A 12,803-nucleotide genomic window follows, 5' to 3' on the forward strand; every position below is an offset into this window, starting at 1 on the left:
TTTCCGCTCCTACTTTCTCTTCTAATTACTTAATTATTCGTTCATGTTTAAGAATCTTTTTTACATGCTATTTCAACAACCCTTTTGCTTTTTTAAGACTTTTTGATACAGCTTTTTTAATTGTTGTAGGTTCATTTCCTTCAATTTTATTGATAGGTGTTAATTCGTTACTGATGCTTGTCATTGTATCTTGGATATAGCCTTGGTTTTGTCGAACGACACTGAAATGCGTTTCCCCTTCTCGAGAAGTCAAAATTCGAACATTGTAATCAAATGCTGCATATTTTTGAGTATAGCCCGCCCAAATTGTAAAAACATTGTCTACGAAAGTATAATACATATTTTCTTGTAGTAAGGTATAGCCTTTTTCCCACTCGGCTTGTAAAACAATCGATTTTAAAGTAGTACCTTCTTTTTTAATTAATAAAGATACTAATAAACTATCATGAATTATTTTTGTATTGTCACCCATATAAACGAAATCAATCACTCCGCTGGCATTGCTTGTATCGTTATCTGCAATAATAATTGAAAACATTTCAATTGCCGTCCCATTCCCCTGGGTTTTCTCTTGTCCAAAAATTACTTTACCTCCACGCTCTTGAATATGAACATTCGGGATAATGAAGGTTTTTTTCATCCCAAAATCTTTATAAATATTTTGATATATTTCTAAATTGTATTGTAAAATATTTTGGATTCGAGTGATACGTTCTACTTGTTCTGGGTCATTAGAATATTTTTCTTTTTTCACTAAGTCTAGCCCTAATTGTTGGATATATTTCTCTTTTAATTCTTGATAGAAACGTTCTTTAAATGCTTGATCAACACGATTCATATCAAAAATAAACCAGTTTAATGTATTAATAATTTTTAAACGATATGCTTCAATCCGATTTGGAGCATGTTGTTTTAAGTACTCCAACATTTTGTCATGTAAATTGAACTCATCACGATAATTCATTCCGTACGTAGACATCAAACCATCTTGTCTAACAATTCGAGTCAGCAAATATTTGTTTAGCGCAACAATTTTTTCGGTACCTAATAATGCTGTATAAGTGAAATAAGCGTCTTCACCAACAAATTGTTCTAAGTTTACCAAGTTATTTTCTTTGATGTATTCTAATAAAAATAATTTGTCATATAAATAAGGAGTTACTTCATCCAATGAAATTTCTTCACCAGACATACGTCCGCCATTAGTTAGTAATGGATTGTGAACCACGTGCACTTCTCCATTTGGCAATTTTTCTTTCATACCAAATAAAAGAATATCTGTTGCACTATCATATGCACGATAATAAGCGTCTTGTAATAAATTCACTTCAAAATGATCATCTGCATCTAGAAATTGTAAATACCGTCCTCGTGCCATCGAAATGCCCACATTTCTTGCGTGTCCAGGATTACTTTTGCCAATAGAAATCCCCGTAATTCTCGGATCTTTTACTGCAAATTCGTTAATAATATCCATGGTATTATCTGTAGAGCCATTCTCTACCAAAATGATTTCAATTTCACGTAAAGACTGCCCACAAACAGTTTCTAATGTTTGTCTTAAATATTTGGATGCATTGTGAATCGGCATGACAACACTAACTTTATACAGATTTTTCAAGTAGTCCTCATAATAAGCTACTGGATCATTCGAAATTTGATAAAATTGTTTGATATATTCAAAATCGATATCATTCAGCTGGTCTATTTCTATAGCTTGTTTAAAATCTACTGCCACTTCTTGAATCACTTCATAAACCGACTCGTCACGTAAATGGGTTAATTTTTCAATCGCCCAAAAGTATTTTTCGAACATTTGCTTATAAAAATAACCTTTGTAACGTTCAAATTTATTTTGTTCAATTAAATTTGAACGAATTAGTTTAAATTGTTGAAACAAGAAAGGAACCTTTGTTGCCACATTATTTACTGTCGAATTCGGGTTGTCTTGTCTATAAAAATACAAACAATCTTTAATAAAAATAACATTCTGAGATGCTGAATTGATTTTCCAAAATAGACCAGTGTCCCCATAACTTTTAATTTCCTCATCCCAAGTTACGTTTTCTTTCTCAATCATACTTTTTTTATAAATGGCATTCCATGGATAAACTTGTACAATTAAATCTGTCGTTTTTAAGTCAATCAATTGATTGTATTTATCGGGATATTGCCATAATATATCTCGCTCAACCTCTTCTTCAGAAGAAAATTCAACCCAATTACAACGGACAACATCTGCATGATGACTTTTAGCCGTATTGTATAAACGCTCATAGGCATGCAACGCTACATAATCATCACTTTCAAATTCAGCAATATACTCACCTTTTGCTTCTGAAACACCCAAGTTAAAGGCTTTTCCAATTCCCCCATTTTTAACATTGAAAACGCGAAAACGTGGATCGTCTTGTGCAATTTCTTCAATAATTTTTTGACTATTATCAGTAGAGCCATCATTAATAATTAAAAATTCAATTTCTTTTAATGTTTGATCTTTCAAACTCATTAATGCCTCTTCTAAATAGGTTTCTACGTTATAGACGGGTACAATGACTGACACTTTCACATTTTCCATAAAACAAATTTCCCTCACTTATCATTTATAGTTGTATACTCAAAATATCCTGATTTAAACGGACAAAATTTAAGCAAAAAACTTACTAAAATCTTTAACCCCAATTTCTAAATAATTATCAAAAACTATCGTAAATCTACTTTCTTTATTTGAAAATTTTTCTGGCAACTCCACCTGGTAACTAGTTTCACTAATTTTTTTAAACGCCAGCCTCTGTCTTGTTTCAAAAGGATTTTTCAGCTCTTTTATTTCAAATCCTGTAATTTTTTGGTGTGTATACACATTTAAAGAAAGCGTATTGCCTTCACGTTGCGTTGCTTCTGCATAAGCATTCATGCGAACTGCTGGGAATCGTTTCAATAATCTGGGATAATAATAACTTCTCTCTGTTTTTGAAACATAACCAAAGCGATTGACTAACACCCAACGAATGGACTGACATTGAATAAACCAATACAAACCATCAATATCGTTAATTTGTAAAAATGTCCAAATAATTTGGCGCACATCACTTCTAAAATACGGGCTAGGATCAAAATTTAATTCGCCTAAATACAGATCCATCTGTACTTTAAAGTCTTGTAATCGCTTTTTACTGAATGGATACCCAGTATCCCTCCGAATACAAAAGTCATAAATTAGCCATTCTAAACGGCGGGCTAACATCCGCTCTTTAGACAAATCATCTGGAAACTGTTGATTGATATAACTTAACGCACGCAACCAAGAAAGCATAAATGTCCGATTAATTGATTTGCTTAAACTTTCATTATCTGCATCTCGATTTAAATAAGTCGTTAACCTTTCCCCTTGTGTAATGGTTTTTGAAAATCGCATGGCTTCATAAAAGAACAGCACATCATCAGCCACCCGTTGATTAACAAAGTGTAAATTATTATTGTGTATCAGTGAAGTTCTTAACATGATAGCTTGCGGTCCTAACCAACCATAAAATTCAGCTGGCAATTCTTGGATAGACCGATTTTTAAATGACCCATCCACATAATACGGCTTACTTTTTAACATTAAGTGGCCATCCGTACTCTGTATTAGACCAGAAACAGCAAAATCATCGTGAGAGTCATCTAGTAGGTCTGATAAATATTTCAATGCATTTAAATCATACCAATCATCTGCATCTAAGAAGACACTATACTCACCACGTGCATTTACAATTCCTACGTTTCTTGGGCCGTGAGCACCTCCAGTGTTTTCAAGTAGCTGATAAATTTCAATATTCGGATATCTTTCAAGATATGGCTCTATTACTTTTAACGAATGATCTGTGGAACAATCATCAATAAACATCACTTGCAATTGCTCGATCCCAATGGTTTGTTGAACAAGAGAATCCATCATCTTTTTAAGATATGGTGCATTATTATAATTAGCAATAATGATTGAGACTTTAGGATTTTTTGATATTTTTTCTGAAGAGGACAGCTTAAATTGACTTAACTCCTTTTTCCACGTTTCAGTATCTAACATATATTGATACTCTTCATATTCTTTTTGGACTTCTTTTTGTTTTTCCAACCTACACCCTCCGGCTTTTTATCTCTTTAAAATTTCTGAAATCAGCTGTCTAGTGGCATCCTGATTTTCAAGGCAAAATTCACGAAAAAACTGCACATATAAACGTTGTTCCTGTTCCGTTTTAGAAAACAATACGTTTTTTACAGACGTTACTAGGCTATCCGTATCTGTCACAATTTTCCCAGGCAAAATTGCTGTTGGGTCAAAATAGAATCCCCTTGTACTATTTTGATACTTTTCCTTATCATACATAAAAAATAGCATCGGTTTTTTTGTTAATGCAAAATCAAACATAACCGATGAATAATCTGTAATTAATAAGTCAGCGATTAAATAAAGTTGATTGATATCTGGATAAGAAGAAACATCGATTACACGTGAACCAAATGCACTTATATCAAAACTTTCTGCAATTAAATAATGTAGTCGTGTAAGTATAACAACAGAAGAATCAATTGCTAAAAGTTGTTCAACTGGCAAATGGTTGGTAAAACGATAGGCTCCTTTTCGAATAGACTCATCATCACGCCACGTGGGGGCATAAAGAATAATTTTTTGATTGACTGAAAGGCCTAACTGATTGCGAACAGAAAAAGCTATTTTGTCCTTATTTTCACAAACTAACAAATCATTTCGCGGATATCCTACTTCTAATATTTCCCCTCCATAATGAAAGGCCTGTCGAAATACTCTCGTACTATATGCATTAGGTGAGATGAGATAATCCCAACGATTTGCTTCTTGAATGACTTCTAGTTTATAGCTCTCTGTTTCATGGTCTGGCATTTTGACTGTTTCAATATCTAAGCCCAGTTTCTTTAGAGGGGTCCCATGCCACGTCTGTATATAGATTGTTGTTTGATTCTTATACATCCAAGCTGGCATCCGCGTGTTAAAAACCCAATACTGAGCTCTTGGCATCAACCATAGCCATCTCCAACTTAATCGTTTGACGAAAGGAACATTCTCTTCCACAAAAGGCATCTCATATCCTTTTTTGACTGCCCAAATACATTGATATTCAGGACAGTTATCTCTTATGTACTCAAAAATTGCACGTGGATTATCACTATACTGTTTTCCATGAAAACTTTCAAAAATAAATAACTTCTTTTTAGGTAGTTTACCTAAAAAGAAAAAACAAGCTTTTATGGCTTGATGTATACTATTCTCTAAAAATTTTTTCATTGAATTAATCCTTTACATTAGATTATCAAAAATATAATCCTAATCTATAACCTTGTATGAAGAATGCGTTCACAAATCTCTAAATTATCTTCTCTTTACTTGTTTAAATTTATGAATAACTCTCACCACGATTGAACAAGCTTATAAAATACATTATTTTGCTTTTCTTCTTTTAAGTATAAATTTATCTATGCTAAACGTCAATGGCTTTATTGAAATAAACATTCCAGTGTTATTCGATTGTTATAATTTAATTTTTAACAATCGACTTTCCCTCTGAATGTTCAGATATTTAACATCCGATCACCTATTTAATTTTTAGAAACTTTAGCCATCTTTATACAATTACTCTTATAAATTAAATAACTCACAAGGTACCTAAACTAACCCAATAAACAGTAAAAATCCAGAAGAGAGACTCTTCTGGATTTTTGCTTATTTGACGATACTTTTTTAAATTTTGTTAATCAATTTAAAATAATCCACATAAGTGCATAATTGGGAAAACAAATAATAAACTATCAAAACGATCTAAAATACCACCATGTCCTGGCAAGATGTTACCAGAGTCTTTCACGCCATAATGACGTTTGATAGAAGATTCAACCAAATCACCGAATTGCCCTACTATAGAAAATAGAACCGTCAATACGAGCATCACCGGCATTTGATAAGGAAATAGCCCTTTATTAGCTGTGAAAACTAAAAACAACGCTGCTACAACGACGGCTGATAAAATACCACCAAGTGCACCTTCTATTGTCTTGTTGGGTGAAACATCTGGCATCAATTTATGACGACCAAATCGGCGTCCAAATAGATATGCACCAATATCCGTTGCCCAGACAATGAATAAAGCAAATAACAAGACTTCAAAACCTGCGGAACGGGCACTAATAAAGTTCTGGAACCCCATCCCTACATATAAACTGACAATAACTGGAAAGCCAGCTTCTTCAATCGTATATGTATTTTTAGAAATTACCGAAGCACCTAACAACAACATTACAGTGACATAAAATAAAATGAAATTTGTTTGCATTTCCGGCAAAAAGTTTAACCATTTAATTGTTGGGATAACTAAAAAAACGGCCCCTAATGCTGATAAAATACCTTCAAAACTTAATAACGTTAATCCTTTCATACGGAATAACTCGTACACGCCGACTACTGCCAAAGCAACAGCGGCAATCTCAATTGCAAAACCACCATACCAGATAATTGGAATAAAGATGATTAATGCGACGATAGCTGTGATGACACGTTGTCTCACTGCGGATCGCTCCCTTCTGTTTCTGTAGTTTCTTTTAGACCTCCAAAACGACGATTACGATTTTGGAAAGAAGCAATCGCGGTTTCTAAAGTGTCCCCTGAAAAATCAGGCCATAATGCTTTTGTAAAAAACAACTCGCTATAAGCAATTTGCCATAGCAAGAAATTACTAATTCTCTCTTCCCCACTTGTTCGAATCAACAATTCTGGATCACGAAGTTCCGTGGGTAAAAAGCCAGTCATTAAGTGATCTGCGATCGTTTCTTCTGTAATCTCATCTGCCGTATATGTTTTTTCTGAAACCTCTGCAGCAATCTGTTTCATGGCAGTTAGTAGCTCCGCACGCGCCCCATAATTTAAAGCAAAGTTCAAAACCATGCCCGTATTGTCCTTGGTTTGCTCAATGGCCCGCTTAACAGCATCTTGCGTATGGCTTGGTAGAAACTCTTGGTAGCCCATTACATTGACTTTAACATTTTCCTTAATTAATTCAGGCACGAATGTATCAAAAAAATCAACAGGCAATTGCATTAAGAAATTGACTTCATCTGTTGGTCTCTTCCAATTTTCCGTTGAAAATGCATAAAGTGTTAAAACTTTAACGCCTAAATGACTAGCATGCTTCGTTATTTTTTTAACCGTATCCATGCCTTCTTTATGTCCAGCAATTCTCGGCAGTCTTCGATTCTGTGCCCACCGGCCATTTCCGTCCATAATAATGGCAATGTGCTGCGGAATTTGGCCTTCTTTATCAAAGGCGTACTGGCTTGCTTCTTCTACATATTTATTTTTTTGCGGAAAAAAACGTAACATCTTTTTCCCTCCATTCCAAAAAATCTATCTTAATTATTATAACAATAACTAATGCAAATGCCTATGCATAGTCCCTGAATTTTCCTGATAATTAAGAAATTCCTTGTAACTTTATCATTTATGGTCCTTTTTTAAAAGAAAAAAACTTAGACTTGGCAGGTAAATCAACATGATGTATCTGCCTAGCCCTAAAATTTTAAATAAACAACGGGACAGGAGCAGCTTCTTCGGAAATAAGCTGAACGTCCTTGAGAGACAAAAAGCATCTTTCAGAACTTTCTTCTTATTTCTTGAAGCTTAACACGCCTGTCCCGACCTCAAGTTTTTATTCTATTGTCTTTTTCTTTTTATTCATTGACTGGAACAATGGCACCGTTCCATTTTTTCGTAATCCAATCTTGGACTTCTTTGCTACGTAACACTTTGACTAATTTTTTTACATTTTCGTTGTTTTCGTCTTCTTTACGAACCGCAATAATATTGGCATAAGGTGAACTTTCTTTTTCTAAAGCAATCGCATCTTTTTTCGGATTTAATCCTTGATCCACGGCAAAGTTTGAGTTAATTAAAACCGCAGCCCCTTCTTCATTGTCATAAAGAGTGGTCATGATTGCTGGATCACTTTCATGATTGAATTTCAACTTTTTAGTATTTTTATCAATATCATCGAAAGTAGCAGTTGTTCGGTCTACCCCTTCTTTCAGCGTGATTAAACCAGCATCTTCTAAAATCGTTAAAACACGTGGCCAATCTGAAACGGAAGAGCTAACGTAAATCGTTGAACCATCAGGAATTTCTTGTAACGATTTGTATTTTTTCGAGTAAAGCCCAACTGGTTCTAAATGAATCGCACCTGCATTCACAAAGTCATAATCATTTTCTTTAACCGCTTCATTAAAGAACGGCACATGTTGGAAATAGTTGGCATCGATATCGCCACTTTCCAACGCCTTGTTAGGTAGCACGTAATCTGTATAAGTCGTCACTTCTAATTTTACGCCTTCTTTTTCTAATAAAGGTTTTACATGTTCTAAAATCTCTGCATGTGGAACTGGTGAAGCTCCAACTTTCAAGACCGAGTCATCACTCTTTTTATTGCCGCAAGCCCCTAAAACTAAGACAGCTACTGCTACAGTAATTACTGACCATAATGTACGTTTTTTCATCTTATTCCCTCCATTTATCGTTTATCTATTTTTTTAGCGACTGTATCCCCAAGCCATTGAATCGCAAAGACAATAATTAAGATACAAATCGTTGCTACTAAGGTAACTGTATTTTGACCACGTTGGAAGCCATCTTGATACGCCAAACTTCCTAAACCGCCCGCTCCAATAGCAGCTGCCATTGCAGTGTAGCCCACTAAAGAAATGGTTGTAACGGTTAAGCCAGAAACAAGCGCTGGCAGACTTTCTGGTAATAGAACTTTCCAAATTATTTGGAAACGATTGGCCCCCATTGCTTTGGCTGCTTCAATCACGCCTTTATCGACTTCACGAAAAGCAATTTCGACCATGCGAGCATAAAAAGGTGCTGCGGAAATAATCAATGCTGGTAAGGAGCCTTTGACACCAGACATACTCCCTAAAATAATTTTTGTAAAAGGAATTAACAGAACGATTAAGATAATAAACGGAATCGAACGGAAAATATTTACAAAAATGGCCACTAGCCAATACAGTAATCGGCTCAAAATCCCTTTTCTGCCTGACGTTTCAAAAAGTAGTAGTCCTAAAATCAGCCCTAAAATGGCGACCACTATGATTGAAATCCCTGTCATATAAAGTGTTTCAATCGTTTTTTCTTGTAGTTTACTTATATCAATTTGGGAAAAATCAAAGAAACTTGCTAAGCCACGATTATTCATTTCCAATCACCTCTGTTTCTACACGAAGTTTACGTAATCCTTCAATGGCTGCTAGAATATTTTGCTCTTCGCCTAATAATTGAATATAAAGAGAACCCACTGCACCCTGCTTTGTTTGCTGAATGTTCCCTTGAATAATACTGACTTCTACTTGATATTCTTGGACAATATGCGAGATAATTGGCAATTTCGCTTGTTCGCCGTGGAAAAGTAGGCGAACAATTTTTCCATTCGGATATTGTTCCAACATTTCTTCGACAACCAGTTCCGTTTCTTCAATGTTTTTATCCGCTTCTTGTTGGATAAAGCGTTTCGCAATTTCTGTTTGAGGCTTTTTGAAAATATCGATTACTTTACCTTCTTCAACAATTTCACCATATTCCATCACGGCTACGCGATTACAAATTTTACGAATCACGTGCATTTCATGGGTAATTAATACAACCGTTAAATTTAATTCTTGGTTGATTTTTAGTAGTAATTCTAGCACTTCATCGGTTGTCTGCGGATCCAAAGCACTCGTTGCTTCATCACAAAGCAAAATATCAGGATTGTTAGCTAAGGCACGGGCAATCCCCACTCGTTGCTTTTGCCCACCAGAGAGTTGACTTGGGTAGGCATTTTCCCGTCCTTCTAAACCAACCAACTTGATTAACTCTTCTGCGCGGCTTTTCCGATTTTGTTTTGGAACGCCAGCAATTTCCAATGGGAGCATGATATTTTCTAGGACCGTCCGTGACCATAATAAATTAAAATGTTGAAAGATCATCCCAATTTTTTTACGGAAGTTTCGTAGTTCTTTATTTGGCAACAATGCAATATCTTGTCCTTGAATTTCTACTTCACCTTCTGTAGGTGTTTCAAGTCCATTCAATAGGCGAACCAACGTACTTTTTCCTGCACCTGAATAGCCAATAATGCCATAAATATCTCCTGATTCAACCGTTAAATCAATATCTTTTAAAGCCGTGACTTTACCCGCTTTACCGGAAAACTCTTTTTTTACATGACGTAATTCAATTAATGCCATTTTGTTCTCCTCTTCTTTCTGTTCTACTTTCTTATTTTGAAGGTTTCGCACTTTTTATGAAACGAATTTGCTTAATAAAAACAAAAAAACTTCCATCCTTTTGCTATTACAGCAAAAAGGACGAAAGTTTGTCATTTCGTGATACCACCTTAATTCGCTATTATTTCTCAATAATAACCTCATACGGTACTTGATTCTTCGCATACCGTTGGCTGTAACGGGCGCCCCGTAGTAAGTTCACTGCTTCGCTCACTTACTCTGCTCAAAGACCATCTTCCATCTTAAATCTGTTACCCATTCTCAGCAAACAGGGCTCTCTTCAAACGTCCTTAACATGTACTCTTCTTTTCAAAGCTTTCTTTTGATTAGATTGAGAAAATTATAGCAATAAACATTGACCTTGTCAACGTAAGACTAAAGATTTTCAAATTCTGTTGGTTCAACATCTGCTAAAACAGCAATCCAGGCATTTTCTTCATCTAATGCACTTGGCTCTTGATCAGCCGCTTCATTAATCGCAACTACCTTACCAGATAATGGACTACTGAATTCACTGACTGCTTTTTCTGCTTCTAATTCAATTAAAGAATCACCTTTAGCTAATGTTTGTCCGACTTTTGGAAATGTTGCAAAAGTAATCTTCCCTAAATCCTCTTGGGCTTCGGCAGTTAAACCAATTTTATAACCTGCTTCTGTTGGTAAAATCCATAATTGATCGATTTGTTTCATTTCACTCATTTTCCAAGCACTCCTTCGTAATCTGCTTCTTTAAAACCATTCGTTAGAAATGTATTGTCTTTTAAGAGAATTGGACGCTTAATCAACATGCCATCCGCAGCTAAACGCTGACTTGCTTCTTCAATAGAAAAACTGTCAACCAGATCTTTTAAGCCTTGTTCTCTATATAAAACCCCGCTTGTGTTAAAAAAACGACGAACAGGCAAGCCGGTCTCTTTCATCCATTTTGCTAATTGTTCACTACTAGGCGGTGTTGCTTTAATATCAATTGCTTGGTATTTAACGCCTTGTTGGTCTAACCACGCTTTCGCTTTTTTACAAGTTGAGCATTTAGGATATTCATAAAGTGTGTACATTTCTACCCCTTCTTTCTTCTTTCTTTAACGACCACTTCTGGTACGAACCGTTTCTTGTTGGTAACGCATGGACATAATTAAGCCCACCCCAATCATGTTACCTAAAATGGAAGAACCACCTTGACTAATAAACGGTAATGGAATCCCAGTTAATGGTAGTAAACCAATATTCGCTCCAATGTTTTCAAAAACATGGAACAAAATCATCATGATAATTCCTGTGGCAATGTAGGCATAGAATTCATTATTTGTATCAAAACAAACGCGAATCATGCGGTAGATTAAAATAAAATACAACAAAATAATGAAACAGCCACCAATAAAGCCAAAGTTTTCACCAACAACTGTAAAAATCATATCTGACTCACGAACAGGGACATACACATCACTCACGTTAAAGCCTTTTCCGAAAAGGCCCCCAGAACCAATTGCTGTTAATGCTAGCGCTGGTTGGAATGAGCGATCTGGATCTGTATGGAAAGGATTTAGCCATAAATCAATCCGATCAAATTGATAAGCTTTAATGCCAATTTTAGACAATAAGTCTCTTCCTGTTTCTGTTGTTACCAAGTAGATGGTTCCAGCTCCGACTAGAGCAGCTATGATAAAGGCGGGCACAATAATTTTCCAAGTAATGCCAGACATTAAGAAAACTCCCCCAAAAATGGCTAAGAAAACTAACATCGTCCCGAAGTCTTTTTGTAAAAGTACTAAAACAATTACCGGAATCGCCACTAATAGCATTTTAGCGATTAGCCAAAAGTCGCTTTTGAGTGTTCGGTCCACATATTTAACATTATGCATGGTCACTATATAGGCCAACATCAAAATAAACGCAATCTTCATCAATTCCGATGGTTGGAATGTGGTGCCACCAAAGCGAATCCAGTTTTTAGAACCTGTTTGCTCTGCTAGCACGGGATCATAGAATTTCAGTAGTAATCCCATTAAGACTAATCCAAGTGCATAAAAAACGGGCGTTAACCGCCAGAGTAATTTTGAGCTAAAATGCATAATAATGACAATACTTAATCCTCCGACTAAATACCACAGTCCTTGTTTCATTAACAAGCTACCAATTTTAGGTTTGCTTGGATCATTGTAAAGCGCTACGTAAAGCGATAGCATACCAATTAGTGATAAAAGAAACACTGGTAATATCACGCCGTAATCAATTCGACTATCTAAATTTGTTTTCTCTTTTCTATTCATTCGTCATCCCTTTTCCTTTGTTCATACGTTTTTTATTATATCTTTCTCACAGAAGAAAAGAAAGGAATTCTACTATATTTGAGAAAAACTTTAGAGAATTGGTCCTTCACTAGCAATTTTTTCTTTTTCTTCAATCCTATTTTGCTTTTATTTAAAATTTTTTACATCAGTGATAATGAGAAAGTTTACTATAAACAGTCAGTAACAAAAAAC

At 35.1% G+C, this 12,803-nt stretch carries 11 protein-coding genes and 1 other annotated feature; all 11 genes read right to left on the reverse strand.

The window, feature by feature from the left end; all coding sequences use genetic code 11:
* Positions 1-67 precede the first annotated feature (67 nt).
* The gene (locus IGL93_RS09690) at positions 68-2,578 is read right to left on the reverse strand and encodes a glycosyltransferase family 2 protein (RefSeq protein ID WP_049095916.1); all 2,511 of its coding nucleotides are present in this window, start codon (positions 2,576-2,578) and stop codon (positions 68-70) included.
* 69 nt (positions 2,579-2,647) lie between these two features.
* On the reverse strand, positions 2,648-4,114 hold the full coding sequence (locus IGL93_RS09695) for a glycosyltransferase family A protein (protein ID WP_010776020.1): 1,467 nt from the start codon (positions 4,112-4,114) through the stop codon (positions 2,648-2,650).
* Between the two features lie 18 nt (positions 4,115-4,132).
* Positions 4,133-5,302 carry a CDP-glycerol glycerophosphotransferase family protein gene (locus tag IGL93_RS09700; RefSeq protein WP_010776021.1) on the reverse strand — a complete coding sequence of 390 codons (1,170 nt, stop codon included), beginning with the start codon at positions 5,300-5,302 and terminating at the stop codon, positions 4,133-4,135.
* A gap of 472 nt (positions 5,303-5,774) precedes the next feature.
* A complete protein-coding gene (locus IGL93_RS09705; protein WP_010713185.1) occupies positions 5,775-6,575 on the reverse strand; it encodes a phosphatidate cytidylyltransferase in 801 nt (266 codons plus the stop codon).
* Positions 6,572-7,387 (reverse strand): isoprenyl transferase, encoded by an 816-nt coding sequence (locus IGL93_RS09710; RefSeq protein ID WP_002356646.1) that lies wholly within the window; start codon positions 7,385-7,387, stop codon positions 6,572-6,574. The genes IGL93_RS09705 and IGL93_RS09710 overlap by 4 nt, the downstream gene beginning before the upstream one ends.
* Before the next feature lie 347 nt (positions 7,388-7,734).
* Positions 7,735-8,553 (reverse strand): MetQ/NlpA family ABC transporter substrate-binding protein, encoded by an 819-nt coding sequence (locus IGL93_RS09715; protein WP_002359679.1) that lies wholly within the window; start codon positions 8,551-8,553, stop codon positions 7,735-7,737.
* 14 nt (positions 8,554-8,567) lie between these two features.
* Entirely contained in the window at positions 8,568-9,254 is a 687-nt protein-coding gene (locus IGL93_RS09720) for a methionine ABC transporter permease (protein ID WP_002356640.1), read from the reverse strand.
* On the reverse strand, positions 9,247-10,284 hold the full coding sequence (locus tag IGL93_RS09725; protein ID WP_002364465.1) for a methionine ABC transporter ATP-binding protein: 1,038 nt from the start codon (positions 10,282-10,284) through the stop codon (positions 9,247-9,249). Before IGL93_RS09725 ends, IGL93_RS09720 begins: the two co-directional genes overlap by 8 nt.
* 113 nt (positions 10,285-10,397) lie before the next feature.
* Positions 10,398-10,645 (reverse strand) — a binding site (T-box leader).
* A 53-nt stretch (positions 10,646-10,698) separates the two neighbouring features.
* Positions 10,699-11,013: a glycine cleavage system protein H gene (locus IGL93_RS09730; protein ID WP_011109554.1), complete on the reverse strand. Its 315-nt coding sequence runs from the start codon at positions 11,011-11,013 to the stop codon at positions 10,699-10,701.
* A gap of 5 nt (positions 11,014-11,018) precedes the next feature.
* Entirely contained in the window at positions 11,019-11,378 is a 360-nt protein-coding gene (locus tag IGL93_RS09735) for an arsenate reductase family protein (RefSeq protein WP_002359675.1), read from the reverse strand.
* Between the two features lie 24 nt (positions 11,379-11,402).
* The gene (locus IGL93_RS09740) at positions 11,403-12,590 is read right to left on the reverse strand and encodes an FtsW/RodA/SpoVE family cell cycle protein (RefSeq protein WP_002367107.1); all 1,188 of its coding nucleotides are present in this window, start codon (positions 12,588-12,590) and stop codon (positions 11,403-11,405) included.
* Positions 12,591-12,803 lie beyond the last annotated feature (213 nt).

The organism is Enterococcus sp. DIV1328a, assembly GCF_050536905.1.
In the GTDB taxonomy this organism is placed as follows: Bacteria; Bacillota; Bacilli; order Lactobacillales; family Enterococcaceae; genus Enterococcus; species Enterococcus faecalis.